The organism is Streptomyces sp. NPDC039465, assembly GCF_055639315.1.
The window spans coordinates 125,138-152,091 of record NZ_JBVKAP010000003.1 but is presented as its reverse complement, the minus strand read 5'-3'; the positions used below and the strand labels follow the sequence as shown (position 1 = coordinate 152,091).

Genomic DNA, 26,954 nt, shown 5'->3' with positions numbered 1-26,954 from the left:
TCCCTTCGCACGGTGGTGCGCCCGAGCTCGTGCATTTCTCAGCCTGCCTCGCCGAGCCGGCCCGCGCCAGCCTGGAGATGCGTCTCTGCATCCCCCGCGGCCGGTCGCGATGGTGCTGGGGTGATGGTGCTGCAGGTGTTGGGGCCCGCGGGCCGGCAGGCGGAGCGGGGCCCCAACAGTCCTCTTATCCCAGGAGGACGCTCGAGGTTCCACGCGCGCACTGAAAGACCCCCCGCGTGGCCGCACGCACGGAGCGTCGCGGTCGCCGCGATCACCGCGGTCCTCTTCACGCTGGTCGCGGTGATCGGACCGATCCTCACCGCGCTCCTGGGTGCCCCGTCATCCCCGCCGCCCGGGAGAGGACACAAGACCCGCCTCCCCATCCGGCGCCCTCCTGAGACTCCTGCAGCGCGGTGACACCAGGGGCTGCACACGTTCGGTACGGGGCGGGTGACCAGCGCGTCAGTGGGCTGTGCGACGGCGGCGGGCCACAGAGCGCACGCCGAGGTAGAGCACGTCGGCGATGAGGAGCAGTACGCCGGCGGACAGCAGGTACATCGTGCCGTCGACGGTCGCGCCGACGACGATCAGCACGATCGCGACCATCAACAGGGCATAGAAGAGGAGCATGGTGTGATGCCTCGGTTCGCGGGTGCGCGCGCCGGAGGCACGGCACGACGGATGTGACGGCTGTGGCGCACGCACTCCCATCGTCGGAGGGGCATGCGGGTCCCCTGCTTCCAGGGTAGGTCCGCCCTTGGGTGGTGCCTTCCGGGCGGGACAGTCCTACCGTGGGGAGAGAACAGACCTTTCCGTCGCCCTGCTCGGGCTGAGGCTTCTTCATCGGCGCTCGACGTACCCCTCGCCGCGGCCACGATGCCCACGACTGACGAGGGTGGCCCACCGAGCGTCGGCCGAGTGGCCTGCGCGCCTGCAGGTCGGAGGCCGCGATGTCCAGGCCAGGGGCAACACCGAAGACGCGCGGCGAGGCCAGGCACGGCTTCGAGCGACCACGGCGCCGTCTTGGCCCCGGGCGGGCTGTTCGGTGTGATCCGGCACACGGAGGTGTCAGGTATGGACATCAGCAAGGGCGGTGCCGCAGAGCCCAAGTCCAAGGGGAAGCGTGTGGCCGACAGCCGCGCGGTGGAGGTCGCCTCCAGGGTCGGGCTCTGCGCCCGGGGAGTGATCTACGTGCTGGTGGGGATCCTGGCCGTGCGGATCGGTCTCGGCGGTGACAGCGGCGAGGAGGCCGACCGGTCGGGCGCGGTGCAGACCCTCGGCGAGCAGCCGTTCGGCCGGGTGCTGCTGTGGGCGCTGGTGGTGGGGCTCGCGGCGATGGCCCTGTGGCGGCTGTCCGAGGCCGCGTTCGGGCAGACGGTGGCAGGCGGGGAGAAGTGGACTCGTCGCCTGGGTTCTTTGGGGCTGGCGGTGTTCTACGCCGTGATCTGTGTCGGCGTGGTGCAGACGGCGCTGGCCGGCGGTTCCCCCGGTACCCGCCCCGGCGACGAGACATCGAAGGAGTACACCGCGCGCGTGCTTGACTGGCCGGGCGGGCGGGTACTCGTCGGCGCGTTCGGAGCCGTCCTGGTCATCGTCGGCGTGGTGATACTGGTGCGCGGCCTGATGCGGAAGTTCGAGAAGAATCTCCGGACGGACGAGATGAGCCCGGCGACACGGCGGGTCGTCGCGGTCCTGGGCGTCGTCGGCAGCATGGCGTGCGGAGTGGTCGCGGCGGTGACCGGCCTGTTCGTCCTGCTGGCCGCGGTACGGTTCGACCCCAGCGAGGCCAAGGGCCTGGACGAAACGCTGCGTTCGTTCGCCGAAACCCCCGCCGGACCCGTACTGCTCATAGCCGCCGCGGTGGGCCTCGTGCTGTTCGGCCTCTACTCGTTCTGCGAGGCCCGCTGGCGCGAGGCCGCTGAGCACGGGGAGCCGGCGGAGCGGCCGGCCGGGGCTGCGGGCTCGGGGACACGCCCCAGTGCGCCCTAGAAGGGGAAGCTCGTCCGGCGCCGCCGTGAGCGGTTCGTCTCTGTTCGGGCGGCTGCGCCGCGTGATCCGCCGTGTGCGGGCCGGGCGCTGGTGGGGGCGGGTCGTCGATCTCGACCTGTGGCAGCGTTCGCTGGGCTTCGCGGCGCTCGGTTTCCTGACCCTGGTGCCGCTGCTGATCGTCGTGTCCGCGGCGGATCCGGCGAGCGGGCGGGGGTTCGCGCAGTGGCTGGGGGACGGCCTCGGCGTATCGGAGGCCGCCAGGGAGGACATCGAGCGGTTGTTCGCTCTGCCGGGCCAGACGCTGCGGACGACAACGGCGTTCGGCCTCGCGGTTCTAGCCGTGTTCGGGGTGTCGTTCGGCGCGACGGTGCAGAGCGGCTACGAGAAGGTCTGGGATCTGCCCCCGGCCCGCTGGTGGGCTCGGTGGCGGCATGTGGTGTGGCTCGCCGTCCTGATCGGAATCCTCTTCCTGTCCGCGGTCACGCCGCTGTGGCGCACGGCCCCGGCCCGCGGGTTGATCACGGTGCTGGCCGGCGTCCTGTTCTTCTGGTGGTCCCAGCGGATGCTGCTCGGCGGCCGGGTCCCCTGGCCCGCCCTGCTGCCCGGTGCGGTGACCACCATGGCCGGGCTGCTCGGCCTCCGGGTCTTCTCCCGGCTCGTCTTCTCACCGCTGATCGCATCCAGCGCCGTCACGTACGGCCCGATCGGAACCGTCCTGGTCATCCAGTCCTGGCTGGTCGGGGTCGGCGTCGTCTTCTTCGGCGGCGCGCTGGCCGGCCGTCTCCTCCACGAGCAGCTCCCCCGCGTGGCACATGCCCTGAAACGCCGAGGATGAGGGCCGTCCCGCAGCCGGACGGACAGCCCTGCTGCGCGCTTCCGGCAGTTGCGGACGATCCGCGGAACGGTGACCTCACCGCTCGCGCAAGGGAACTTCTGCGGCGCGTTCACGGGAGCCATCCCGGCCCGCCGCCCCCCTCGTACGCGCCGCAGGCGATCTTCGACTACCCCGGTCCCGCGCTGAGCGTGCTGTACGGCATGACCGGCTTCGAGATCGAAAAGATCGAACCGGCCCAGGACAAGACCAAGTCCCGATCCCCGGCCGACCAGTAGCCACTGCCGCAAGGGATCGAGCTCGTCTACGAGGTACGTCATGCCTCAAGCAGATACCAATGCCGACACCACGCCGGGCAGCGCCACACCGGCGGCCATGCGGCGTGGCCGGGCGCCGACCGGCCGGGACGATCACGGACCTTCCGGAACAGGTCGCCTCGCGCCGCACGGAGTTCTCCCGCTCCCGCACGTCCCAGCCGCCTCGACCCCCTGCTGCCGGGTTCCCCGTCTACAGAGATGTCCTCGACTACATCCAAGGCCACCGCCCTCGCCATCGCCGTGGGAGCCAAAGCCGGCGGGAGAAGCGGCCCGGCTCACCCGTCACGTCCCCCGTCCCGGCCGCACACGGTGGGCGGCCGGGACCGGGGAACGCTGGGCGTCCGAGCGACGGCCGGACCCGCTCAGGACACGGCCAGACCCGGTACGACTCTTCCGAGCTTCCCTGCGGACAACACGCCCTCCCGTACAAGGGCCGGGGTACGGCCGGTCAGGTCGACGATCGAGAACGACACCGGCCCGGAGGTACGTCCACCGTCGAGGTACACCGACACGGAGTCCCCCAGCATGCGGAGGGCCGCGTCACAGTCCTGCGGCGAGGGCTGGTCGGTGAGGTTCGCGCTGGAGACGGCCATCGGGCCGGCCGCGCCCAGCAGTTCGAGCGCGAGGGGATGGTCGGGCATCCTCACCGCCACCGTGCCCCCGTCTCGCCGAGGTCCCAGGAGCGTATGTGCTCGTCGATGATGTCGCTGTCGTCGGTCAGGCCCGCGGCTCGAGCGGCCAGGATGCTCGGCGTGACGCGTTCGACCACGTCGCGGACGAATCCGTTCGTCGACAGCCCGTCATCCACGGCGGCGCGGGCCGCCGCGACCGGGATCAATGCGGTTCTCATCGTCCACGTCCGCCGGGCCGACCATGAGGCGCGCCCGGCCGGCGCCACCCAACGGATGGGGGTGGCACGGAAGCCCTCTGGCCCGATGACCACGTCGGCATCGCTGCAACACCACGCGGCCTCGCCGAACCACTGGGAAGACATCCTGCGGGATGCGGCCCCTGAGGCTGTCGGCGGACGAGGGGCCACTCACGTCGTACGTCACACCTGCCCTTCGAGCGAATCCCGTCGCAAAGCGCCCGTCGTCGACTGCCAAGGCTGACAGCATCCGTTCGTCGAACGTCAACCACCCGTCGAAGGGAGGCCATTGGAGCGGCAGGTCAACGAACGTCAGCTTGCGGTGCTGCAGTGGGTGGGGGCCGGGTGCCCTGCCGGCGTCTGGGAGTCCAGCTCCTACAAGACCACCTGTCAGGCACTGCAGAACCGGGGCCTGGTCACGGTCTCCCGGAAGGCCGGGCGGTGGAGCGTCGCCCTGACGAGTGCAGGCCAGCACTACCTGGCGCACGGCACGTACCCTCCCCGCGGATCGCGCCCGCTGAAGAACAAGGCCGCCGCTCCACGACCCCAGTCCACCCGAGCGCAGGAGACCCCGGCCGCCGGGCGGAAGCCAAACCCTCCATCACAGCCTCGCGTGACGTTCACGGAACAGCTGCTGCAAGAGCTCGCGGAGGCGGGCGGCAGGATCGTCAAGAGTGGCAGCGGTCCGGACTTGGAGAAGTGGCCGTCCCGCGTCGCCGCCGCACGCAGGTCCGGAAGGATCCCGAAGACGAAGGAGCTGTAGGGGGGCTGGTGCCGTGGCGGTTACGAGATCAAGCTCGTCGACATCCCCGCCTGGCGCCTTGCCAGCCTCGAACCCGTCCCTGTCCCGGCCCGGGCCGACACCTCCACACGCCCGCTCGAAGACCAGCTCGCCGAGATCGCCCAAGAGGTCACTCTCCGCGGCGAAGCCGCCGAACGCAGACACCTGGACGAGATCGAAGCGGCACGCCAGAAGCGCATCCGCTGGGAAGACGCCATGGAAGAAGCCCGAATCCGGAACGCCGAGGCGTACCGCGTCAGGCACCTCGAGGCGCAGGAAGCGGCATGGCGCCACGCCACCCGCCTGACCGAGTACGTGGGCGCCGTACGCACGCGAGTCAAGGCCATGCCTCCAGGGAAAACCAGGACCGAAGCCGAAGCATGGATCAGCTGGGCAGCAGCCACCGTGGAGCTCGACCCACTGAACACACCGCCCAGGCTGCCCGAGATTCCCGAACCACGGGCCGAAGACTTGAAGCCCTTCCTCGGCGGCTGGAGCCCCTACGGGCCCTGACACACCGCTCGGCTGAACGGACCCCGTTCCGACTGAGCCCCGACGCTGCCAACGGCCCCCGAATTCACACCAAGAGACGGTAAAGCAGATCCCTGTGCAGGCAGCGCTCCACCCACCGCCACCTGCACGAAAATCGACCTGACGATCCATCAGAACCAGCGTCATTTGAGCGTCACGAGCGTCATTTCAGCGTCAAGATATCGCCCGTAACGCCCACACCGCACATATGGCGCACGCACAAAACGGCAGGTCAGGCGTCCTTCTTCACCGGCTCCAGAATCGCCACGCACTCCACATGATGCGTCATCGGGAACAGGTCGAACGCCCGCAGCGTCCGCGGCTTGTAGCCCGCCTCGCGGAAGTACGCCAGGTCCCTCGCCAGGGCCGCCGGGTCGCAGGCGACGTAGGCGATGCGGCGGGCGCCCAGGGTTGCGAGGTGGTGGACCGTCTGCTTGCCGGCGCCCGCGCGGGGTGGGTCCAGGACGATCAGGTCGACCTCGGTGATGCGGGTCCGCGGGAGGACCGATTCCACCTTGCCCTGTTCGATGCGGACGCGGTCGAAGTGCTGGAGGTTGTGGCGGGCGTCCTCGACGGCGCGCTTGCCGGATTCGATGCCGAGGACCGCGCCCGCGTCGCCGACCCGGTCCGCGAGGGCGCCCGCGAAGAGGCCGACGCCGCAGTAGAGGTCGAGGGCCGTGTCGCCCTTGCGGGGCAGCAGGCCCTGCATGACCGCGCGGACCAGGGTCTGGGCGGCCTGGGGGTGGACCTGCCAGAAGCCACCGTTGCCCACGCGGTACGTGCGGTCGTCGGCGCGTTCGCGGACGAAGGGGCGGCCGTGGACGCGGTGCACGCCCCCGTCCTTCTCCTCCACGCGCAGCACCGAGACCGGCTTGTCGAGCTCGACGATCGGGAGCCGCGCGCCGGGGCGCGGGGTGAGGATGACCTGGCGGTCGCCGGAGCCGGAGGCCGCGATGGCCTCGATCGACGCCATGCCCGGCCAGGTGCGCTTCTCGATGCCGAGCTCGGAGACGCCGGGCGCGGCGATCATGCAGTGGTCGATCGGCTCGACCTCGTGCGAGCGGTGACGGCGCAGGCCCGCGTGGCCCTCGGCGTCGACGGCGTACTGGACTCGCGTCCGCCACGCCGGCACCTCACCGGCGGGCAGCTTGTCGCCCTCGGCCGGCATGACCGTGCCGTCCCAGCCGGCCTCCTCCGGGGTGAGGCCCGCCAGGCGCTGGAGCTGCTCGGCAATGACCTCGCCCTTGAGCCGGCGCTGGGCGCCGGGCTTGGCGTGCTGCCAGTCGCAGCCGCCGCACTTGCCCGGGCCGGCGAAGGGGCAGGGCGCCGCCACCCGGTCCTTGGACGCCTCCAGTACGGTCACCGCGTCGGCGCGCAGGAAACGGGAGGTCTCCTCGCCCTCGGTGACCCGGGCCACGACCTTCTCGCCGGGCAGCGCGTGCCGTACGAACAGCACGCGCCCCTCCTCCGTGCGGGCGATGCAGTGGCCGCCGTGGGCCACGGGGCCGACCTCGACCTCGTACTCCTCCCCGATCAGCGAAGACTCAGACGCGTTCTGCATGACGGGGTGGCTCCAGAGAGATCGAGAGAGGTGAGGTGGTGAGGTGAGGCAAGGTGAAACAGCAGCCCACCAGTCTACGTGCTCCGCAGAGCCCCGGAGGCCTCAGCTCTTCGCCGTCGGCTCCTTGGGGCGCTCGTTCACCGGGCCGCGGCGGACCGAGCCGGGCGCGTTCCACTCCTGGCGCTTCCTGGCCCGCTTCTTCGCGAGCTCGGAGGACTGGAGCTGGTACGGCACCGAGGTGACCATGACGCCCGGGGTGAACAGCAGGCGCCCCTTGAGGCGCAGGGCGCTCTGGTTGTGGAGCAGATGCTCGTACCAGTGGCCGACCACGTACTCCGGGATGATCACGCTGACCGCGTCGCGCGGGCTCTCCCGGCGCAGGTTCTTCACGTAGTCGATGATCGGCCGGGTGATCTCGCGGTAGGGCGAGTCGAGGATCTTCAGCGGGACGTTGATGCCGCGCCGCTCCCACTCCGCCTTGAGCGCCTTGGTCTCGGCCGGGTCCACGTTGATGCTGAGCGCCTCCAGCTTGTCGGAGCGCATCAGCTTGGCGTACGCGACGGCCCGCAGGGTCGGCCGGTGGACCTTGGAGACCAGGACGATGGAGTGGACGCGGGACGGGCGGACGGTGTCGTCGCTGGGCTCGTCGGGGGCGGCGATCTCTTCGGCGACCCGGTCGTAGTGGCGGCGGATCGCGCTCATCGTCACGTAGAAGATGACCATGCCGAGCAGCGCGACCCAGGCCCCGTGGGTGAACTTGGTGACCAGCACGACGACCAGGACGAGGCCGGTGAAGAAGGCGCCGAAGGTGTTGATCGCCCGGGAGCGGATCATGTGGCGGCGCCTGGCCGGGTCGGTCTCGGTCCTCAGGTGGCGGTTCCAGTGCCGGACCATGCCGGTCTGGCTCAGCGTGAAGGAGACGAAGACACCGACGATGTACAGCTGGATCAGCTTGGTGGAGTCGGCTTCGTACAGCCAGACCAGGAGGATCGCGGCACCGGCGAGCAGCACGATGCCGTTGGAGAAGGCGAGCCGGTCACCGCGGGTGTGCAGCTGCCGGGGCAGGTAGCGGTCCTGGGCGAGGATCGAGCCGAGCAGCGGGAAGCCGTTGTACGCGGTGTTGGCCGCGAGGAAGAGGACGAGCGCGGTGGCCGCGGCGAGGACGACGAAGAGGAACGTCCCGTCGCCGAAGACGGCGGCCGCGACCTGGGAGATCACCGGGTGCTGGACGTAGTCGCCGCCGACCGGGACGCCGTTCAGCAGCAGGTCCTGGCCGGGCTTCTCGGCCATCTTCACGTCGGTGGCCATGGCCAGGCCGATGATGCCGCAGAACATCGTGACGGCCAGGCCGCCCATGAGGAGCAGGGTCGTCGCCGCGTTCTTGGACTTGGGCTTGCGGAAGGCGGGGACGCCGTTGCTGATGGCCTCGACGCCGGTGAGCGCCGCACAGCCGGAGGAGAAGGCGCGCAGCAGGAGGAAGAGCAGCGCGAAGCCGGCCAGGCCCTCGTGCTCGGGCTTGATCTCGAAGTCGGCGGTGGGGGCCTTCATGGTCTCGTCGAGGACGATGCCCTTGAACGCGCCCCAGGCGATCATGATGAAGACGCCTGCGACGAAGACGTAGGTCGGGATGGCGAAGAGCTTGCCCGACTCCTTGACGCCGCGCAGGTTCATCAGCGTCAGCAGCACGATGATGCCGATGGCGCACATGACCTTGTGCTCGACGACGAAGGGGATGGCCGAGCCGAGGTTCTCGACTCCGGAGGAGATGGAGACGGCGACGGTCAGGACGTAGTCGACGAGCAGGGCGCTGGCGACGGTGAGTCCGGCCTTCGGGCCGAGGTTGGTGTTGGCGACCTCGTAGTCGCCGCCGCCGCTGGGGTACGCGTGCACGTTCTGCCGGTACGACGCCACGACCGTGAACATCAGGACCACGACGGCGGCCGCGATCCAGGGACTGAAGTGGTACGCCGACACACCCGCGATGGAGAGGACCAGCAGCACCTCGCCGGGCGCGTACGCCACCGAGGAGAGCGGGTCCGAGGCGAAGACGGGGAGCGCGATGCGCTTGGGGAGGAGGGTTTCTCCCAGCCGGTCGCTGCGCAGAGCCCGTCCGATGAGGATCCGTTTGGGCACGTCGGTCAGTTTGGACACGCAGAGGATCGTAAGCCGTTCATATGTCCGGCGCTGACGCACCACCCCCATCATCACCGAATCTCCCGTCGATGGATCCCTGGCCGTCGTCCGCCCGCGGCAGGCGGGCCGGGCCGCATCGGCATGGAGCGCCCCACCTACCGATCGTTCGTGATGTGAAGCTTCCTTCACCGCGCTGTAGGCTACGGACGGCGCCGCCACCCGCCGCTGTCCTCCCTCCCCGGAGAGCCCATGCCCCCGCCCGGACCAACGAAGGCACCGTCGAAGGCACCGACAAAGGCATCGACGACGGCCTCGACGGACGCGCCCGCCGAGGCGGTCACCCCGCTCATGCGCGGCATCGGTGTGCTGCGCCGCCTTACCGACGCCGGCGGCACCCTCAGCCTCGGCGACCTCGAACGGGCCACCGGCCTCGCCCGCTCCACGGTCGACCGGGTGACCGGCACCCTCTCCCGGATGGGCTACCTCCGGCTCGACGGCCGTGACGCCACCCTCGCCCCCCGGCTCATGGAGCTCGGCAACGCCTATCTGGCGTCGATCCGGCTCCCCGGGCTCCTCGGCGGGCTCGCCGACGCCCTCGCCGAGGAGCTGGACGAGTCGGTCTCCCTCGCGGTGCCCGACGGGGACGGCATTCGCTTCGTCCAGCAGGCGACCCGCCCCCGCGCCATGTCGCTGAGCTTCCGCATCGGCGATCTGCTGCCCGCCGAGCGGACCGCGCCCGGCGCCCTGTTCGCCGCCGACTGGCCCCCAGAGCAGTGGGAGCGCTGGGAGCGGCGGATCGCTGCCGACCCGGACGACAGCGGCTTTCCCGCCGTACCGCCGCGCGCCGGCCCCCGCCGGGGTACGGACTTCCGCCGCTGCGCCGCCTACGCGGCCCGGCACGGCTGGGCCGTCGACGACCAGCTCATCGAGCCCGGCCTGATCGCCCTCGCCGTCCCGGTACGCGACGCGGCCGGGCGTACCGTCTGCGCGGTGAGCGTGGTCAGCCACACCAGCCGGCACAGCGCCACCTCCCTGCGCACAGCGGCCCTGCCCCGGCTGCACCAGGCCGCCCGGGCCATGGAGAGCCGGCTGCGGCAGGCCGGTCCGCCTGCCGACCGGGACCGGCCCACCGCTCTCGCCGCCTGGACGGCCGCCTCCAAGCAGGAGCTGGGCCGGGAGTTCATCGAGTCGCTGGCGCGCGGGCTGACCGTGCTGACCGCGTTCGGCGAGGGCCGCGACGAGCTCACCCTCAGCGCTGTCGCCGAGGCCACCGGCCTGGCCAGGGCGACGGCCCGGCGCGCCCTGATCACCCTTGAGCACCTCGGGCTCATCAGCTCGTACGAGCGCAGCTTCCGCCTCACCCCCCGCGTCCTGTCGCTCGGCTTCGCCCCGCTGTCGCGCACCACGCTGGAGCAGATCGCCGCGCCCCATCTGGCGGCGCTCACCAGCCGGGTACGCGACTCGTCCTCCCTCGCGGTGCTCGTCGGCGACGACATCCAGTACACGGCCCGGGTCGCCACGGGCAGGATCATGAGCGCCGACATCGCCGTGGGCACCCGCTTCCCCGCGTACGCCACCTCCATGGGACGGGTGATCCTCGCCGATCTCCCGGCCGGCGAGGGGGCCCGGTACCTCGCCCGTACCGAGCGGACGCCGCTGACCCCGCACACCGTCACCGCGGCGGCGGAGCTCGCGACCGTCCTGGAGCGGGTGCGGCGGGAGGGGTACGCGCTCGTGGACGAGGAGCTGGAGGAGGGCCTGCGGTCGATCGCCGTGCCGGTACGGGACCTCGGGGGCAAGGTCGTGGCGGCGCTGAACGTGGCGATGCACAGCACCCGCCGCGGGATCGAGGAGTGTGTCTCCGAGGTCCTGCCCGAGCTGCGGGCCACGGCCGCCCGGATCGAGGCCGATCTGCACATCGCCGGCCGGTTCACCCGCGTCGGCCGGTGAGGCTCACCCGGGTCGGCCGGCGACGGTTCACTCGTGTCGGCATGTGACGGTTCGCCCGGATGGCCCGGCCGGCCCGGTGAGCGTGCGGTGAACACTCCGTGAGACGCAAGTGAGGAACCGGCCAGGCCGCTCCGGCCATCCCTACGGATGAGGGCAACGGCCCCTTCGCGGCTTAAGCTCGTGTCCGGGCAACACCGCACACTGTTGCCTTCAGGATTGCCCATGCGGCCGGGCGCAGGCTGAGAGAGAAGAGTGAGCAGGGTGTTTTCGCAGGTCAGCGGGGCGACCAGGAGCGCGGGGTAGGTTCAGGTGCATATCGTCATCATGGGCTGCGGCCGAGTGGGAGCCGCTCTGGCGCAGACCCTGGAGCAGCAAGGCCACACCGTCGCCGTCATCGACCAGGACCCGACGGCTTTCCGCCGTCTGGGCTCCGGCTTCGGCGGACGCCGCGTGACGGGTGTCGGTTTCGACCAGGACACCCTGCGTGAGGCGGGCATCGAGGACGCCGGCGCCTTCGCCGCCGTGAGCAGCGGCGACAACTCCAACATCATCGCGGCCCGGGTGGCGCGCGAGATGTTCGGCATCGAGAACGTCGCCGCCCGGATCTACGACCCGCGGCGCGCCGAGGTCTACCAGCGGCTGGGCATCCCCACGGTCGCGACGGTCCGCTGGACCGCCGACCAGATGCTGCGCCGGCTGCTGCCGTCCGGCGCCGAGCCGCTGTGGCGCGACCCGAGCGGCGGCGTGCAGCTCGCGGAGGTGCACACCTCCCCCGCCTGGATCGGGCACAAGGTCAGCAAGCTGCAGGACGAGACCGGGGTGCGGGTCGCCTTCCTCACCCGGCTGGGTGAGGCGATGCTCCCGACGTCCCAGACGGTGCTGCAGGAGGGCGACCTCGTCCACGTGATGATGCGTACGGACGAGATCGAGAAGGTCGAGGCGGCCTTCGCCGAGGGCCCCGAGGAGGGCGGTCACTGATGCGGGTCGCGATTGCGGGCGCGGGTGCGGTGGGCCGTTCCATCGCGGGCGAGCTCCTGGAGAACGGGCACGAGGTGCTCCTGATCGACAAGGCGCCGACCGCCATCTCGGTGGAGCGGGTGCCGCAGGCGGAGTGGCTGCTCGCCGACGCCTGTGAGATCACCTCGCTGGACGAGGCCGCGTTGCAGCGCTGCAACGTGGTCATCGCGGCGACCGGTGACGACAAGGTCAATCTGGTCGTGTCGCTACTCGCCAAGACCGAGTACGGGGTGCCGCGGGTGGTCGCCCGGGTGAACAACCCCAAGAACGAGTGGCTGTTCAACGAGGCCTGGGGCGTCGATGTCGCCGTCTCGACGCCGCGCCTGATGTCGGCGCTGGTCGAGGAGGCGGTGAGCGTCGGCGACCTGGTCCGGCTGCTGCGCTTCAGCCACGGCGACGCGAACCTGGTCGAGCTGACGCTGCCGCCGGAGTCGGCGATCGCGGGCACCCAGGTCGGCGCGGTGGAGTGGCCGCAGGACACCTCGCTGGTGACGATCATCCGCGGTTCGCGGGTGCTGACGCCGAGTGCCGAGGAGACGCTGGAGGCGGGCGACGAGCTGCTGTTCGTGGCGGCGCAGGCGCGTGAGGAACAGCTGGAGGACCTGCTGTCGGTGCGTCGCGAGGACGCGACGAGCTGACCTCTTCCTGGTACGGCGCGGGGCCCGGAGCCGGGGACGGCGCCGGGCCCTTCCTCGTCGGACCGGGCCGTACGGCGCCGGCCATACATACGAACGCGGGGCCCGGAACCTGAAACGGTTCCGGGCCCCGTTGCGTCCGGTACGGCGTACGGGCGTCCCTACGGCGTACGGCGCCGTCGGAGAGGACGAGGGTCGGGCTACGCCTCGCGCTGCCGCGCCGCGGCGTTGCGCTCCTTCTCGGCCCGCTCCTCCGCCTCCATCTCGGCAAAGACGTCGATCGGCGGCGGGGCCTTCGCCAGGAAGACCCACGTCAGATAGACCGCCAGCAGGAACGGCGGGATCTTCAGGGCGACCAGGACCCAGCCGAGCTGGGTGGTGTCGGCCCACCAGTAGAGCGGGAAGAGGATCGCGCACTTGCCGAGGAGGATCAGGCCCCACGCCCAGCTCGCCTTGGCGTAGGCCTTCTTGCGGCCGGGGTTACGGGTGCGCCAGGAGAGGTTCTCCTTGAAGACCGGACCGAGGAGCAGACCGATCAGCGGGACTCCCGCCAGGGTGGTGGCGATGTAGGCGACTGCGAGCCCGAGGGTGTAGAGCATGCCCGGCAGGTAGAAGTCCTTGGCGTTGCCGGTCATCATCGCGAAGACCACACCGAAGGCGACGCCGAAGACCCCGCTGAAGGCGTGCTTGACGGTGTCGCGGCGGATCAGCCGGACGGCGACGAGGAGCAGGGAGACCGCCAGGGCCGCGATGGCCGAGATGTGCAGGTCCTTGTTGATCGTATAGATCGTCACGAAGAGCAGGCCGGGGAGGACCGTCTCCACCATGCCGCGCAGCCCGCCGAAGGCCTCGAAGAGGGCGGCCTCGGTGACCGCCTTCGTGTCGTGGTCCGGCTGCTGGGTGTCGTGCTCGGTGGTCGGCTTGTCGAGTGACGTCACCGGCTACTCCTGTCCGAGGGGTCGGAGCTCGTATTTGGGGTTGAAGAGGACCCGGCGGCCGTGGCTCAGGGAGATACGGCCGGAGGCGATGAGCTTACGGCCCGGTTCTATGCCCGCGATGGACCGCCTGCCCAGCCACACCACATCGAGGGGGGCCGTGCCGTCGAACAGCTCCGCCTCCAGCGCCGGCACACCGGCACGGGGACGCAGGGTGACCGTGCGCAAGGTACCAGTCACCTTCACTATCTGGCGGTCGTTGCAGTCGGAGATCGGGGTGCACCCCGACGCCTGCGCGTCTTCCTGGAGCTCTTCGGACTCCAGGTCCTCCTGGGAGGACGACAGGCGGTCGAGCATCCGGCGGAAGCGCCCGGCCGGCTTCTCTGTACGCGGTGCAGCACTCATACAGAAAGCGTACCGGGCCCCTCTGCCATGGGATCCGTGCCGTGTGACCGGGCCTCGGACGCCGTTCACCGCACGGGCCGAGGGGGCTCGGTCGCGGGGCCGAGGGGACTCAGTGTTCGAAGCGGTAGCCCATCCCGGGTTCGGTGACGAAGTGCTTCGGGTGCGAAGGGTCGACCTCCAGCTTGCGCCGCAGCTGGGCCATGTAGACGCGCAGGTAGTTGGTCTCGGTGCCGTAGGAGGGGCCCCACACCTCCTGGAGGAGCTGCTTCTGGCTGACGAGGCGGCCGCTGTTGCGTACGAGCACCTCGAGCAGGTGCCACTCGGTGGGGGTGAGGCGGACGTCACGGCCGTCGCGGTGGACCTTCTTGGCGGCCAGGTCGACGGTGAACCCGTCCGTCTCGACCACGACCACCCCGTCCTCGCCGCCGCCGACGGGCTCGGCGCGGCGTACGGCGGCCCGCAGCCTGGCCAGCAGCTCGTCCATGCCGAAGGGCTTGGTGACGTAGTCGTCGGCCCCCGCGTCGAGGGCCTCGACCTTCTCGTCGGAGGTGTGGCGGGCGGACAGGACGAGGATCGGGACGCGGGTCCAGCCGCGCAGGCCCTTGATCACCTCGACGCCGTCCATGTCGGGCAGGCCCAGGTCGAGGACGACGACGTCGGGGTGGCGCTCGGCGGCGAGCTTGAGGGCGGTGGCGCCGTCGGCCGCGGCGTCCACCTCGTACTTACGTGCCTTCAGGTTGATCACGAGGGCGCGTACGATCTGCGGCTCGTCGTCGACCACGAGAACCCGGGTCATGGTTGCGGACCTGCTTTCTGTCGGGGCGGAGGGGTCATGAGCCGGCTGGAGGTCATGACGTGACCTGGGCGGGGAGAGCGGCGGAGGCCGGCGGGGCGTGGCCGGAGGCCACGCGGAGGGTGAGGACCATGGTGAGACCGCCGCCGGGGGTGTCCTCGGCGGTGATGGTGCCGCCCATCGCCTCGACGAAGCCGCGGGCGACGGCGAGTCCGAGGCCGACTCCGGCGCCGCGCGGGGCGTCCCCGTAGCGCTGGAAGGGCTCGAAGATGCCTTCCTTGCTCTCGTCGGGGACGCCGGGGCCGCGGTCGACGACCCGCAGCTCGACGCGGTCGCCCAGCGCGCTGGCCGCGACCACGACCGGGACGGGCTCGGGGCTGTACTTGACGGCGTTCTCGACGATGTTGGCGACGGCCCGCTCCAGCAGGCCCTTGTCCACCTCGACCATCGGCAGTGTCTCGGGGATGTCCAGTTCGGCGCTGCCGTCGGGGACTCCGCCGAGCGCCAGGGGGACGACCTCGTCGAGGTCGACGGCGCGGATGAGCGGGGTGACCGTGCCGGTCCGGAGCCGGGACATGTCGAGGAGATTGCCGACGAGCAGGTCGAGGCGGTCGGCGCCGCTCTCGATCCCTTCCAGCAGCTCGGCCCGGTCCTCGTCGGACCACTCCACGTCGTCGGAGCGCAGCGAGGAGACGGCGGCCTTGATGCCCGCGAGCGGTGTACGGAGGTCATGGCTGACGGCGGCCAGCAGGGACGTACGGATCTGGTTGCCCTCGGCCAGCTTGCGGGCCTCCTCGGCCTCGTCGACCAGCCGTCGGCGGTCGAGGACGACGGCGGCCTGGGCCGCGAAGGCGCCCAGCACGCGCCGGTCCTCGGCGGGCAGCACCCGGCCGGAGAGGGCGAGGGCGAGCCGGTCCCCGACCGGCATGTCGACGTCGGCGTCCTCGGGGCGGGTGGCCTGCCCGGGCCCGACACCGGCCACACACGTCCAGGGGTCGACGTCGCTCGCCCGCTCCAGCAGGGCGACGGACTCCATGGAGAACGTCTCGCGGACCCGTTCGAGCAGGGCGTCCAGGCTTGTTTCGCCGCGCAGCACGCTGCCCGCGAGGAAGGAGAGGATCTCCGACTCGGCGCGCAGCCGGGCGGCCTGGTGGGTGCGGCGGGCGGCCAGGTCGACGACCGAGGCGACGGACATCGCGACGCCGAAGAAGACGGAGATCGCGACGATGTTCCGGGGGTCGGAGACCGTGAACTGGTGCAGCGGCGGCGCGAAGTAGTAGTTGAGCAGCAGCGAGCCGAAGGCGGCGGAGGCCAGCGACGGCAGGAGCCCGCCGAGCAGCGCGGAGGCCACGGTGAACGACAGGAACAGCAGCATGTCGTTGGCGAGGCCGAGGTCGGCGTCGACATGGGTGAGCAGCAGCGTGAGCAGCGCCGGGCCGACGACGCCGACGAACCAGCCCCAGATGACCCGGGGCCGGCCGAGCCGGGTTCCCCGGGCGACCGGCAGTCCCCGCCCCTTGGCGGCCTCGTCGTGGGTGACGATGTGGACGTCGAGGTCGGGCCCCGACTCGCGGGCGACGGTCTGGCCGACGCCGGGGCCGAGGACGTACTGCCAGCTCTTGCGGCGCGAGGAGCCGAGGACGATCTGGGTGGCGTTGACGCCGCGCGCGAATTCGAGCAGCGCGGAGGGGATGTCGTCGCCGATGACGTGGTGGAAGGAGCCGCCGAGGTCCTCGACCAGGGTGCGCTGAACGGCGAGCTCCTTCGGGGAGGCGGCGGTCAGGCCGTCGCTGCGGGCGACGTAGACGGCGAGGACCTCACCTCCGGCGCCCTTCTCGGCGAGACGGGCCGCGCGCCGTATGAGGGTGCGGCCCTCGGGGCCGCCGGTGAGACCGACGACGATCCGTTCGCGGGCCTGCCAGGTGGAGCGGATGTTGTGCTCGCCGCGGTACTGCTGGAGGTATTCGTCGACCCGGTCGGCGGTCCACAGCAGGGCCAGCTCCCGCAGGGCGGTGAGGTTGCCCGGCCGGAAGTAGTTGGAGAGGGACGCGTCGATCCGGTCCGGTGTGTAGATGTTGCCGTGGGCCATCCGGCGGCGCAGCGCCTGGGGCGACATGTCGACCAGCTCGATCTGGTCGGCGCGGCGGACGATCTCGTCGGGGACGGTCTCGCGCTGCCGGACGCCGGTGATGGACTCGACGACGTCTCCGAGTGACTCCAGATGCTGGATGTTGACGGTCGATACGACGTCGATGCCGGCGGCGAGCAGCTCCTCGACGTCCTGCCAGCGCTTGGCGTTGCGGGAGCCGGGGACGTTGGTGTGGGCGAGCTCGTCCACCAGGGCGACGGCGGGGTCGCGGGCGAGGACGGCGTCGACGTCCATCTCGGTGAAGGCGGTGTCGCGGTACTCGATCGCCCGGCGCGGGACCGTCTCCAGGCCGTGCAGCATCACTTTGGTACGCGGTCGGCCGTGGTGCTCGACGAAGGCGACGACGCAGTCGGTGCCGCGCTCGACTCGACGGTGTGCCTCGGAGAGCATCGCGTACGTCTTGCCGACGCCCGGTGCCGCGCCGAGGTAGATCCGTAGCTTGCCGCGTCCCATGGGCACGACCTTACGTCCAGCGAAAAGGACATTCCGTACGTGGGTTCGGGGTCCAGGGCTGTCTTGACGGGATTCTGATGAGCCCCGTCCCCCGGGACCAGTGCTCGATCCGGTGCTCGATCCGGTGCTGGCTGATCTCGCTCTAGTTCTCGATGATCTCGCCGTCGCTCAGCTCGAGGACGCGGTCGGCGAGGCCGAGAAGCTGGGCGTCATGGGTGGCGACCAGTGCCGTGACGCCCTCCCCGCGCACCACCGCGCGCAGCAGCTCCATCACGGCGAGACCGGTCTCCGCGTCCAGCTGGCCGGTCGGCTCGTCGGCGATCAGCAGGGCGGGCCGGTTGGCCAGGGCGCGGGCGATCGCCACCCGCTGCTGCTGGCCGCCGGAGAGCTCGCCGGGCCGCTGCGCGGCGTGGTCGGCGAGGCCGACCATGGCGAGGAGCAGCGCGACGCGCTCCTCGCGCTCGCGCGGATCCGTCTTGCGCAGCCGCATCGGCACGCCGACGTTCTCGGCCGCGGTCAGGATCGGGATCAGCCCGAACGACTGGAAGATGAAGCCGACGCGGTCGCGGCGCAGTGCGAGCAGCCCGTTCTCGCCGAGGCCCGCGAGGTCGGTGCCGTCGACGGTGATGGTGCCCTGGTCCGGTGCGTCGAGTCCGCCGACCAGATTGAGCAGGGTCGTCTTGCCCGAGCCGGAGCGGCCCTTGAGGGCGACGAGCTCACCGCGGGCGATCTCGAAGGAAACCCCGCGCAGGGCGTGGACGGCGCCGGGACCCGTACCGTACGAGCGGCGCACGTCGGCGACCTTCACCATGGGGCCCTCGGAGAGTGGCTCGACGAGGGCCGCCCCGGGCTGGGTGCTGCTGCTCCGGCTCATTCAGATCCCCCGTCGCCAGTCCGTCGTCGATCTTGTGCCGCGCCAGTATCCGTCACGTACGCCCGGCGGGACAGCCCTGTGTAAAACGCCGACGGGCCGCACCCCGTGCGGGAGTGCGGCCCGTCGGACCGAATGCGGCGACGGCCGGGTCAGCGGACCTCGGTGATCTCCGGGCCGCGCTGGAGCTGGCCCATGCCTCCGGAGAAGCGCGAGCCTTCCTGCTCCTCCTGCTGGACGCCCTCGGGGACCATCTGGGCGTCGTTGGGCAGCTTCAGGACGATCGGGTCGCGCGGGGCCATCGGACCCTCGCCGCGGACCACGACGGTGTCCCGGACGATCTGCTCCAGGAGACCGGCGGCCTCCGGCTGGACCGCGCCCTGGCCGGAGATGACACCGCGCAGGAACCAGCGCGGTCCGTCGACGCCGACGAAGCGGACCAGCTGTACGCCTCCGGTGCCGTCGGGCAGCTGCACCGGGACCTGGGCACGCAGCTCCCAGCCCAGCGGACCCTCGACCTCGTCAATGATGCCGCCCTGCTGGGTGATGCCGGAGGCGATCTCCTCGCGGACCTCGCCCCAGATACCTTCCTTCTTCGGCGCCGCGAACGCCTGGAGCTGTACGGCGCTGTCGCGCAGCACGACCGTCGCGGCGACGATCGCGTCGCCGGCGACCTCGACCCGCAGCTCCATGCCTTCGACGCCGGGCACGAACATGCCGCCCAGGTCCACGCGGCCTTCTTCGGGCCTGGTGACCTCGGAGATGTCCCAGGGACCGTCGGGCCGGGGCGCCGGCGGAAGGTTCACCCGGCGCGGCTGGTCCGCCGCGTCGGTGCCGGTCTCGTCGACGACCTGCTCGGCCTCGCCCGCTGCGTCCTCAGCGGCACCGCTCTTCTTGCGACGTCCGAACACGTCACTGTCCTTCCCGGTCGGATACGACCGAAGCGTATCGATTCCCACCCGTAGAGCCGTCCACGGCGGCATGACCGCCGGTGGACCCGAAGCCCCCCTCGGCCCGCGCCGAGCCGGGAAGCTCCGCCACCTCGTGGAAGCGCACCTTCTCGACCTGCTGGACAACCAGTTGGGCAATCCGGTCGAACCGTTCGAACCGCACACTCTCGCGCGGGTCCAGATTGACCACGATCACCTTGATCTCTCCACGGTACCCGGCATCCACCGTCCCCGGGGCATTCACGAGGGCGACGCCGCAGCGGGCGGCGAGACCGGAGCGCGGGTGCACGAAGGCCGCGTAGCCGTCGGGCAGCGCGATCGACACCCCGGTGGGCAGCACGGCGCGCTCGCCGGGGGCCAGCTCGGCGGCCTCGGTGGTCACCAGATCGGCGCCCGCGTCGCCGGGGTGGCCGTAGGCGGGCAGCGGCACCTCCGGGTCCACGCGGCGGATCAGTACATCGACAGGGGTACGCATCAGGGGTTCACCTCGAAGGCGCGGGCGCGCCGGACCTGGTCGGGGTCGGCCATGGCCGCCTGGATCTCCTCCGGGCGTCCGTTGTCGATGAAGTGATCGACCTTGACCTCGATGAAGAGGGCGTCCGCGCGGACCGCGACGGGGCCGTCGGGCCCGCCGATCCGCCCGGTCGCCGTGGAGTAGATCTTGCGCCCCGCCACCGCGGTGACCTCGGCCTCCAGGTGCAGCACCGTTCCCACGGGCACCGGGCGGGCGAAGTCGGTCTCCAGCCGGCCGGTCACCGCGATGACCCGCAGCAGCCAGTTGAGCGAGCCGAGCGTCTCGTCGAGCGCCGTGGCCAGCACGCCGCCGTGGGCGAGACCGGGCGCGCCCTGGTGGTCCGGGGTCACCGTGAACTCGGCCGTGACGGTCACGCCCTCGCCGGCCCGCGCCGCCAGGTGCAGTCCGTGCGGCTGGCCCCCGCCGCAGCCGAAGCAGTGCGCGTAGTGCGCGCCGAGGAGCTCGCCGGGGGCGGGCGCGTCGGGGTGCCGTACCGGCCGTATGGCGTCGGAGGGGGGCGTCAGAGCAGTACTCACAGGCGCAGACCTTACCCGCGGGACAGTCCGCAGGTCGCGCCGTGCCAAGCTTGGATCCATGCAGTCTTACGAAGAGCGGCTGACCGTTCCCGGTTCCTGGTGGCTGATCGCGTTCGCGGTGGGGATCTCGGGCGGCCTGATCCTGCTGCCGCTGGGGACGGTGCCGATGCTCGGCGGGCTGATCGGCGCGGCTGCGCTGGCGGCGGCTGCGGTCAGTTCGTACGGCTCCGCCCGCATCCGGGTCGTGGCGGGCTCGCTGGTCGCGGGCGAGGCCCGGATCCCGGTCTCGGCGCTCGGTGCGGCGCACGAGCTGGACGCCGAAGAGGCCCGGGCCTGGCGGACGCACAAGGCGGATCCGCGGGCCTTCATGCTGATGCGCAGCTATGTGCCGACGGCGGTAAGGGTCGAGATCACGGACCCGGCCGATCCGACGCCGTACGTCTATCTGTCGACGCGGGACCCGAAGGGTCTGGTGGAGGCCCTGGAGGCCGTGAAGGCCTAGGAAGCCCTGGGGGCCCCGGACGGGGAGACCTAGAAGCCGATCTGCTTGGGGTTCTCGGGCTGCTCCAGCGGGGGCAGCTCGGTCAGCGCCTCCCAGGGGATCTGGCGGCTGCGCAGGTCCTTGCGGATGCGCTCGGCCAGTGCCTTGGTGTCGCGCCGGTTCATGACGGCGCCGACGGCCGCTCCGACCATGAACGGCATCAGGTTGGGCAGGTTGCGGACCATGCGCTTCGTGATCTGCTGGCGCAGCTGGCGCTTGAACTGTCCGCCGAGGGCGGCGTTGATCGTGGTGGGTCGGGTGAGGTCGATGCCGCGCTCCTCCGTCCAGGAGGTCAGATAGGCGGTCGACCGCTGGGTGAGCGTGCCGGGGGGCCGCATGCCGTAGACCTCGTGGAGCTCGGCGATCAGCTTCAACTCGATCGCGGCCACGCCGGTGATCTCCGCGGCGAGCTCGGCCGGCATCGCCGGCGGTACGGGGAGCATGGCGGCCGCGCCGATGCCCGCGCCGACCGTGGAGGTGGCGTTGGCGGCGCCGGCGACCAGCTTGTCGGCGAGCTGCTCGGGGCCGAGGCCGGGGAACTGGGCGCGCAGGGTCGCCAGGTCCCGGACCGGGATCCGCGGGGTGCTCTCGATGATGCGGTCGGCGAGATACGCGACACCTGCCCGGGCGCGCTCGCCGCTCTTGCGCAGGCCGCGCCGGACTGCGGCCAGTTTGGTGGACCGGCCGGGCTCACCCGCGGCTTCGAGCGAGGCCGGTAGGCCTCGCTCGTCGTCACGTACGCCGGGGGAGGGCAGGAGGGCGGAGTCCTCGGCGTCAGGGGCCTGGTGGGCACCCTGCGCCGGGTCCGGACCGCCCTGGTGCGTCTCCGGCGTCCTGGGGAGCCGGAAACGCCGCTTCCTGAACGGGTTGTCGCCTGCCACGGCCTGCCGGACCTAGTCGCAGTCGCGGCAGATCGGCTGACCGTTCTTCTCCCGGGCCAGCTGGCTGCGGTGGTGCACCAGGAAGCAGCTCATGCAGGTGAACTCGTCGGCCTGCTTCGGCAGGACCCGTACGGCCAGTTCCTCGTTGGAAAGGTCCGCGCCGGGCAGCTCCAGGCCCTCTGCGGCCTCGAACTCGTCGACGTCCACCGTGGAGGTGGACTTGTCGTTCCGGCGGGCCTTCAGCTCTTCAAGGCTGTCCGAGTCGACGTCGTCGTCGGTCTTGCGTGGGGTGTCGTAATCCGTTGCCATGTCGCTCTCCCCCTCTGGGTGGTTGCGGTGTCTCCAGCGCACGTAACGCGTGAGAGGCCGGACTTGTGCCCGACCCGAGGCGGAGATTTTGCCTCACATCAAGGTCTGTTACTCAATCGACACCCAACCGGACCCCTCAAGAGTGATCGAGTTTGGGTGGCGAACGGGACCGTACACGGTCCGTTGCCGCACTTCACGGGCGTCACCCCGTGTACTTCCCGTGATCCGGACCCCCGGAAACCCGGACTTTTACCGGTTTTCCGACTGGTTCGTGATCACGGAGAGTATATGGCCGGAAATTCGCTCTTGTGATCGATCACACACGGAAAACCCAGGACCAGGTCCTGAAAATTCCGCGCAAGGCAAACTTCTCGGACGGTTCGGGCATGCGTGGTCACACAGGAAGGGTGACACGCATCACGAGTCCGCCGCCCTCGCGAGGCTCCGCGATGATACGGCCCCCGTGGGCCCTCGCGACCGAGCGGGCGATCGACAGGCCCAGTCCGACGCCCTTGTCGCTGCCGGTCCGCTCCTGCCGCAGCCTTCTGAACGGCTCGAAGAGGTTGTCGATCTCGTACGCGGGAACCACTGGTCCCGTGTTCGAGACCACCAGGACCGCCTGGCCGTGCTGGGTCTCGGTGGTGACCTCCGCCCAGCCGCCTTCGGGGATGTTGTACCGCACGGCGTTCTGGATCAGGTTCAGCGCGATCCGCTCCAGCAGGACGCCGTTGCCCTGGACGACGGCGGGTTCCCGCTCGCCGCGGATCTCGACGCCCTTCTGCTCGGCCTCGCTCCTGACCTGGTCCAGCGCGCGCGAGGCGACCTCGGCGAGGTCGACGGGCTTGCGCTCGACGATCTGGTTGTCGCTGCGGGCGAGCAGCAGCAGGCCCTCCACCAGCTGCTCGCTGCGCTCGTTGGTGGCCAGCAGGGTCTTGCCGAGCTGCTGGAGCTCCACCGGGGCGCCCGGGTCGGAGAGGTGCACCTCCAGGAGCGTGCGGTTGATCGCCAGCGGGGTGCGCAGTTCGTGCGAGGCGTTGGCGACGAACCGCTGCTGGGCCGTGAAGGCCCGCTCCAGCCGCTCCAGCATCTCGTCGAAAGTGTCCGCGAGCTCCTTGAGCTCGTCGTCCGGGCCGTCCAGCTCGATGCGCCGAGCGAGGTCGGACCCGGCCACCTGCCGGGCGGTGCGGGTGATCCGGCCCAGCGGGGACAGGACCCGGCCGGCCATCCCGTAGCCGAAGGCGAAGGCGATGATCGACAGGCCGAGCAGGGCGAACAGGGAGCGCCGCAGGAGGTCGTCCAGGGCCAGGTCGCGCTGGTGCTGGAGGCAGATCGACACCGCGCGGTTGAGCTCTTCGCCGGTGCTGGAACCGGGCAGCCGGCACCATTCGGTGGTCGGCTGGACCTCGCCCCTGACCACCTTGAACGGCAGCTCGGAGAAGTTGTTCATCACCTGCGCGGTGAAGAGGTAGATGATCGACAGCAGCAGGATGCCGGCGATCAGGAACATCCCGCCGTACAGCAGCGTGAGCCGTATGCGGATCGTCGGCCGCAGCAACGGCCGGACCGGGTCCCTGGGATCCCAGGTGGGTTTCGGGGGCGCCTGGGGGTGCGGCGCCGGAGTCGCGGCCACCGGCGTCAGATCCGGTAGCCGGAGCCCGGGACGGTGACGATCACCGGCGGCTCGCCCAGCTTGCGGCGCAGGGTCATGACCGTGACCCGTACGACGTTCGTGAACGGATCGGTGTTCTCGTCCCACGCCTTCTCCAGGAGCTGCTCGGCCGAGACGACAGCGCCCTCGCTGCGCATGAGGACCTCCAGGACGGCGAACTCCTTCGGCGCGAGCTGGATCTCCCGGCCGTCGCGGAAGACCTCGCGGCGGTTGGGATCGAGCTTGATCCCCGCGCGCTCCAGGACGGGCGGCAGCGGCACCGTCGTACGCCGTCCGAGGGCCCGCACGCGGGCGGTGAGCTCGCTGAACGCGAAGGGCTTGGGGAGGTAGTCGTCGGCACCCAGCTCCAGGCCCTCGACGCGGTCGCTGACGTCGCCGGAGGCGGTCAGCATGAGGATCCGGGTGGGCATGCCCAGCTCGACGATCTTGCGGCACACGTCGTCACCGTGGACGAGCGGCAGGTCACGGTCGAGGACGACGACGTCGTAGTCGTTCACCCCGACCCGTTCCAGAGCGGCGGCGCCGTCGTACACGACGTCGACGGCCATGGCCTCCCGGCGCAGTCCGGTGGCCACCGCATCGGCGAGCAGCTGCTCGTCCTCGACGACGAGTACGCGCACGTCGCTGTTCCTTCCTACGGGCCCGGTTCCGGGCAGATCCTCGGCACTGACTGTGCGTGTCCATCCTGCCCTTTACGGCCGTAAACCGGCTGTAAGACGGCGGTGCGGGGGCCTTCGGCGGCGCCGGGCCGGGGCGGGCGGCGCCAGGAATTCATCGGGAATCCGGGTCACTTGAGGTTTCCCTGAGGAAAGGTCTGGGGAGGACGACTGCACACCCGAGATCACGCCCTGTATGTGGCACGCCACCAACCGCTCTGTCCCCCCACAGGTTGCGGTGCGTGATCGACCCCATCCTCGGCACACCCCCGTGCCACCGACCCACGACGAGGGGGCGCACGATGGACGCTTTCACCGCAGGACTGCTGCAGCGCATAAGGACCACCGAGACCGACCTCACGCGGGCGCGCGACGAGGGCGACGACTTCCTGGCGGAGGTGGAGCAGGCGGAGCTGGAAGACCTGCGCCGGCTCGCCGCCGAGCACGGCGTGGAGGTCGGCGTCGCGAGCGCCTGACAGGACGTTGAAGGGCCCCGGCGCCATCCCATGGCACCGGGGCCCTTCTGCGTGTCCGGAGCCCTCCCAGGGCCCGTCAGGGCCCGCCGGAGGTGGTCCGGGGCGGCTGTCAGTCGTGCCAGGCGCCGAATTCCTCCAAGAGGGCCTGGAGGGGCTCGAAGACGCCCGGCGAGGCGGCCACCGTCAGCTCCCGCGACGGGGGCTCGCCCGGCCGGCCGCCGGTCAGGGCCCCGGCCTCGCGCGCGATGAGGTCGCCCGCGGCGAGGTCCCAGGGGTGCAGCCCCCGTTCGTAGTAGCCGTCGAGGCGGCCCGCGGCGACGTCGGCGAGGTCGACGGCGGCCGAGCCGCTGCGCCGGATGTCGCGCAGCTTCGGGATGAGCCGCTGGGCCACGTCCGCCTGGTGGGCGCGGACCTCGGCGACGTAGTTGAAGCCGGTGGAGACCAGCGCCTGGTCCAGCGGCGGGGCCGGGCGGGCGCTGAGCCGCCGGTCACCTTGGAAGGCTCCGGCGCCGACGACGGCGTGGTACGTCTCGCGGCGCATCGGAACCTCGACGACCCCGACGACGGTGCGGCCCTGGTGCTCGGCGGCGATGGAGACCGCCCAGGTCGGCAGCCCGTAGAGGTAGTTCACGGTGCCGTCGAGGGGGTCGATGACCCAGCGGACGCCGGAGGTGCCGGAGGCCGATGCGCCCTCCTCCCCGAGGAAACCGTCCTCGGGGCGGTGCTCGGCGAGGAAGCCGGTGATCAGCTTCTCGGCGGCGAGGTCCATCTCGGTGACGACGTCGATGGGGCTGGACTTGGTCGCGGCCACGGCGAGGTCGTCGGGGCGGCCGTCGCGCAGCAGCGCACCGGCCCGGCGCCCGGCCTCCAGGGCGAGATCGAGCAGCTCGGCGTGGAGGGGGTCGGTCACGGCGTCCTGGGGGACGTACGGGTGGTGGGTGCCGCTGACACGGCCGGCGCGGCTCATGCGTACGGGCTGTCGGCACCGGCGGCGGCCGGGCGCTCCGTGCGCGCGGGGCAGCAGCCGATCGGACAGAGGTCGTGGGAGGGGCCGAGGGAGCCGAGGGCGCAGCGCTCGACGACGGTGCCGCGCTCGGTGGCGGCCCGCTCCAGGACGAGGTCGCGGACGGCCCGCGCGAACCGGGGGTCGGCGCCGACCGTCGCCGAGCGGCGGACCGGCAGCCCGAGCTCGGCGGCCTTGGCGGTGGCCTCCGTGTCCAGGTCGTACAGGACCTCCATGTGGTCCGAGACGAAGCCGATCGGGACCATGACGACCGCGGGCGCCCCGGCGGCGTGCAGCGTCTCCAGGTGGTCGCAGATGTCCGGCTCCAGCCAGGGGATGTGCGGGGCGCCGCTGCGGGACTGGTAGACGAGCTCCCAGGGGTGTTCGACACCGGTCTCGCGGTGGACGGCGTCGGCGATCAGCCGGGCCACGTCGAGGTGCTGCCTGACATAGGCACCGCCCGCGCCGTGCTCCTCGGCGGGGCCGGAGGAGTCGGCGGCGGAGTCCGGGATGGAGTGCGTGGTGAAGGCGAGGTGCGCGCCGGCGCGGACGGACTCGTCGAGCTCGGCGAGGGACTTCAGGACGCCCTCGACCATCGGCTCGATGAAGCCGGGGTGGTTGAAGTAGTGCCGGATCTTGTCGACCTTGGGCAGCGGCAGGCCTTCCGCCTCCAGCTCGGAGAGCGCGTCGGCGAGGTTCTCGCGGTACTGCCGGCAGCCGGAGTAGGAGGCGTAAGCGCTGGTGGTGAGGACGGCGATGTGGCGGCGGCCGTCCGTGACCATCTCCCGCAGGGTGTCGGTGAGGTACGGCTCCCAATTCCGGTTGCCCCAGTGGACCGGCAGGTCGAGACCCGCCTGGGCGAAGTCCTTGCGCAGCGCGTCGAGGAGCGCGCGGTTCTGGTCGTTGATGGGGCTGACGCCGCCGAAGAGGAAGTAGTGCTGCCCCACTTCCTTGAGCCGCTCCTTGGGGATGCCTCGGCCGCGGGTCACGTTCTCCAGGAACGGCACCACGTCGTCGGGCCCTTCCGGACCGCCGAAGGAGAGCAGCAGCAGAGCGTCGTACGGGGCGGGATCGCGCTGATCGGACATGGCTCGATCCTCCCACCCGGCACTGACACACGGCGGCCGGGCCCGGCGCCGAATCCCGGTCCCGATCGTCCTCCCGGGCGCCCGTGGGAAAGCCGTGGCGGCGTTCACTTC

The 26,954-nt window shown here is 71.2% G+C and carries 26 protein-coding genes and 1 pseudogene; 9 read left to right on the top strand and 18 right to left on the bottom strand.

Annotation, left to right across the window (positions count from 1 at the left end):
- Nucleotides 1-462 precede the first annotated feature (462 nt).
- Nucleotides 463-630: a hypothetical protein gene (locus tag ACZ7LT_RS11200; RefSeq protein ID WP_471235743.1), complete on the bottom strand. Its 168-nt coding sequence runs from the start codon at nucleotides 628-630 to the stop codon at nucleotides 463-465.
- Between the two features lie 444 nt (nucleotides 631-1,074).
- Here ACZ7LT_RS11200 and ACZ7LT_RS11195 point away from each other — a divergent pair, with 444 nt between their 5' ends.
- From ACZ7LT_RS11195 to ACZ7LT_RS11185, 3 genes are read left to right on the top strand one after another with little or no spacing between them, the layout of a single operon-like run.
- Nucleotides 1,075-1,989: a DUF1206 domain-containing protein gene (locus tag ACZ7LT_RS11195; protein ID WP_471235742.1), complete on the top strand. Its 915-nt coding sequence runs from the start codon at nucleotides 1,075-1,077 to the stop codon at nucleotides 1,987-1,989.
- 25 nt (nucleotides 1,990-2,014) lie between these two features.
- Nucleotides 2,015-2,824 (top strand): YhjD/YihY/BrkB family envelope integrity protein, encoded by an 810-nt coding sequence (locus tag ACZ7LT_RS11190; protein WP_471235741.1) that lies wholly within the window; start codon nucleotides 2,015-2,017, stop codon nucleotides 2,822-2,824.
- Entirely contained in the window at nucleotides 2,821-3,099 is a 279-nt protein-coding gene (locus ACZ7LT_RS11185; RefSeq protein ID WP_471235740.1) for a hypothetical protein, read from the top strand. The genes ACZ7LT_RS11190 and ACZ7LT_RS11185 overlap by 4 nt, the downstream gene beginning before the upstream one ends.
- Before the next feature lie 401 nt (nucleotides 3,100-3,500).
- Here ACZ7LT_RS11185 and ACZ7LT_RS11180 read toward each other — a convergent pair.
- Nucleotides 3,501-3,817, bottom strand: a pseudogene (locus ACZ7LT_RS11180) (L-threonylcarbamoyladenylate synthase); the annotation flags it as partial.
- A gap of 802 nt (nucleotides 3,818-4,619) precedes the next feature.
- On the opposite strand from ACZ7LT_RS11180, the gene ACZ7LT_RS11175 reads away from it, so the two are divergent.
- The gene (locus tag ACZ7LT_RS11175; protein WP_471235739.1) at nucleotides 4,620-4,769 is read left to right on the top strand and encodes a hypothetical protein; all 150 of its coding nucleotides are present in this window, start codon (nucleotides 4,620-4,622) and stop codon (nucleotides 4,767-4,769) included.
- A 781-nt stretch (nucleotides 4,770-5,550) separates the two neighbouring features.
- On the opposite strand, the gene ACZ7LT_RS11170 is transcribed toward ACZ7LT_RS11175, so the two are convergent.
- Nucleotides 5,551-6,879 (bottom strand): class I SAM-dependent RNA methyltransferase, encoded by a 1,329-nt coding sequence (locus ACZ7LT_RS11170; RefSeq protein WP_471235738.1) that lies wholly within the window; start codon nucleotides 6,877-6,879, stop codon nucleotides 5,551-5,553.
- A gap of 102 nt (nucleotides 6,880-6,981) precedes the next feature.
- Nucleotides 6,982-9,030 (bottom strand): APC family permease, encoded by a 2,049-nt coding sequence (locus tag ACZ7LT_RS11165; protein WP_471235737.1) that lies wholly within the window; start codon nucleotides 9,028-9,030, stop codon nucleotides 6,982-6,984.
- A 231-nt stretch (nucleotides 9,031-9,261) separates the two neighbouring features.
- Between ACZ7LT_RS11165 and ACZ7LT_RS11160 the strand changes: the two genes are divergently transcribed.
- From ACZ7LT_RS11160 to ACZ7LT_RS11150, 3 genes are all read left to right on the top strand, one after another.
- Complete coding sequence (locus ACZ7LT_RS11160; protein WP_471235736.1) at nucleotides 9,262-10,962, top strand: IclR family transcriptional regulator domain-containing protein; 1,701 nt, start codon at nucleotides 9,262-9,264, stop codon at nucleotides 10,960-10,962.
- A gap of 309 nt (nucleotides 10,963-11,271) precedes the next feature.
- Nucleotides 11,272-11,940 (top strand): potassium channel family protein, encoded by a 669-nt coding sequence (locus ACZ7LT_RS11155; protein ID WP_028798073.1) that lies wholly within the window; start codon nucleotides 11,272-11,274, stop codon nucleotides 11,938-11,940.
- Complete coding sequence (locus ACZ7LT_RS11150; RefSeq protein WP_471235735.1) at nucleotides 11,940-12,617, top strand: potassium channel family protein; 678 nt, start codon at nucleotides 11,940-11,942, stop codon at nucleotides 12,615-12,617. The genes ACZ7LT_RS11155 and ACZ7LT_RS11150 overlap by 1 nt, the downstream gene beginning before the upstream one ends.
- Nucleotides 12,618-12,814: 197 nt before the next feature.
- Here the strand turns inward: ACZ7LT_RS11150 and ACZ7LT_RS11145 are convergent, their stop codons facing one another.
- The 8 genes from ACZ7LT_RS11145 to ACZ7LT_RS11110 form a co-directional block, all read right to left on the bottom strand.
- Nucleotides 12,815-13,552 carry a DUF3159 domain-containing protein gene (locus tag ACZ7LT_RS11145; RefSeq protein ID WP_471235734.1) on the bottom strand — a complete coding sequence of 246 codons (738 nt, stop codon included), beginning with the start codon at nucleotides 13,550-13,552 and terminating at the stop codon, nucleotides 12,815-12,817.
- Between the two features lie 3 nt (nucleotides 13,553-13,555).
- Complete coding sequence (locus ACZ7LT_RS11140; RefSeq protein ID WP_078513428.1) at nucleotides 13,556-13,954, bottom strand: OB-fold nucleic acid binding domain-containing protein; 399 nt, start codon at nucleotides 13,952-13,954, stop codon at nucleotides 13,556-13,558.
- A 109-nt stretch (nucleotides 13,955-14,063) separates the two neighbouring features.
- Complete coding sequence (locus ACZ7LT_RS11135; RefSeq protein WP_471235733.1) at nucleotides 14,064-14,750, bottom strand: response regulator; 687 nt, start codon at nucleotides 14,748-14,750, stop codon at nucleotides 14,064-14,066.
- A gap of 52 nt (nucleotides 14,751-14,802) precedes the next feature.
- Nucleotides 14,803-17,349 (bottom strand): DUF4118 domain-containing protein, encoded by a 2,547-nt coding sequence (locus tag ACZ7LT_RS11130; RefSeq protein ID WP_471235732.1) that lies wholly within the window; start codon nucleotides 17,347-17,349, stop codon nucleotides 14,803-14,805.
- Nucleotides 17,350-17,491: 142 nt separating this feature from the next.
- On the bottom strand, nucleotides 17,492-18,223 hold the full coding sequence (locus ACZ7LT_RS11125; protein ID WP_471235731.1) for an ABC transporter ATP-binding protein: 732 nt from the start codon (nucleotides 18,221-18,223) through the stop codon (nucleotides 17,492-17,494).
- Nucleotides 18,224-18,372: 149 nt separating this feature from the next.
- Nucleotides 18,373-19,131 carry a DUF3710 domain-containing protein gene (locus ACZ7LT_RS11120; RefSeq protein ID WP_471235730.1) on the bottom strand — a complete coding sequence of 253 codons (759 nt, stop codon included), beginning with the start codon at nucleotides 19,129-19,131 and terminating at the stop codon, nucleotides 18,373-18,375.
- Between the two features lies 1 nt (nucleotide 19,132).
- Complete coding sequence (gene dut, locus ACZ7LT_RS11115) at nucleotides 19,133-19,645, bottom strand: dUTP diphosphatase (RefSeq protein ID WP_019890020.1); 513 nt, start codon at nucleotides 19,643-19,645, stop codon at nucleotides 19,133-19,135.
- Entirely contained in the window at nucleotides 19,645-20,220 is a 576-nt protein-coding gene (locus tag ACZ7LT_RS11110; protein ID WP_471235729.1) for a PaaI family thioesterase, read from the bottom strand. The genes dut and ACZ7LT_RS11110 overlap by 1 nt, the downstream gene beginning before the upstream one ends.
- A gap of 58 nt (nucleotides 20,221-20,278) precedes the next feature.
- Here ACZ7LT_RS11110 and ACZ7LT_RS11105 point away from each other — a divergent pair, with 58 nt between their 5' ends.
- Nucleotides 20,279-20,722, top strand: a complete 444-nt coding sequence (locus tag ACZ7LT_RS11105) for a DUF3093 domain-containing protein (protein WP_471235728.1) — start codon at nucleotides 20,279-20,281, stop codon at nucleotides 20,720-20,722.
- A gap of 29 nt (nucleotides 20,723-20,751) precedes the next feature.
- On the opposite strand, the gene ACZ7LT_RS11100 is transcribed toward ACZ7LT_RS11105, so the two are convergent.
- The 4 genes from ACZ7LT_RS11100 to ACZ7LT_RS11085 all read right to left on the bottom strand — a co-directional run bounded on the left by ACZ7LT_RS11100 (nucleotide 20,752) and on the right by ACZ7LT_RS11085 (nucleotide 24,240).
- Complete coding sequence (locus ACZ7LT_RS11100; protein WP_471235727.1) at nucleotides 20,752-21,642, bottom strand: hypothetical protein; 891 nt, start codon at nucleotides 21,640-21,642, stop codon at nucleotides 20,752-20,754.
- A 12-nt stretch (nucleotides 21,643-21,654) separates the two neighbouring features.
- Entirely contained in the window at nucleotides 21,655-21,951 is a 297-nt protein-coding gene (locus ACZ7LT_RS11095; RefSeq protein ID WP_003955561.1) for a DUF4193 domain-containing protein, read from the bottom strand.
- 394 nt (nucleotides 21,952-22,345) lie between these two features.
- Nucleotides 22,346-23,581: a sensor histidine kinase gene (locus ACZ7LT_RS11090; protein WP_471235726.1), complete on the bottom strand. Its 1,236-nt coding sequence runs from the start codon at nucleotides 23,579-23,581 to the stop codon at nucleotides 22,346-22,348.
- 5 nt (nucleotides 23,582-23,586) lie between these two features.
- The gene (locus tag ACZ7LT_RS11085) at nucleotides 23,587-24,240 is read right to left on the bottom strand and encodes a response regulator transcription factor (RefSeq protein WP_019890014.1); all 654 of its coding nucleotides are present in this window, start codon (nucleotides 24,238-24,240) and stop codon (nucleotides 23,587-23,589) included.
- A gap of 338 nt (nucleotides 24,241-24,578) precedes the next feature.
- Between ACZ7LT_RS11085 and ACZ7LT_RS11080 the strand changes: the two genes are divergently transcribed.
- Nucleotides 24,579-24,752, top strand: a complete 174-nt coding sequence (locus ACZ7LT_RS11080) for a hypothetical protein (protein WP_471235725.1) — start codon at nucleotides 24,579-24,581, stop codon at nucleotides 24,750-24,752.
- A gap of 109 nt (nucleotides 24,753-24,861) precedes the next feature.
- Here ACZ7LT_RS11080 and ACZ7LT_RS11075 read toward each other — a convergent pair whose 3' ends face one another.
- Together ACZ7LT_RS11075 and ACZ7LT_RS11070 are read right to left on the bottom strand one after the other, a co-directional pair.
- Nucleotides 24,862-25,662: an inositol monophosphatase family protein gene (locus ACZ7LT_RS11075; RefSeq protein WP_471236326.1), complete on the bottom strand. Its 801-nt coding sequence runs from the start codon at nucleotides 25,660-25,662 to the stop codon at nucleotides 24,862-24,864.
- Nucleotides 25,663-25,715: 53 nt separating this feature from the next.
- On the bottom strand, nucleotides 25,716-26,843 hold the full coding sequence (locus tag ACZ7LT_RS11070; RefSeq protein ID WP_471235724.1) for a ferrochelatase: 1,128 nt from the start codon (nucleotides 26,841-26,843) through the stop codon (nucleotides 25,716-25,718).
- Nucleotides 26,844-26,954 lie beyond the last annotated feature (111 nt).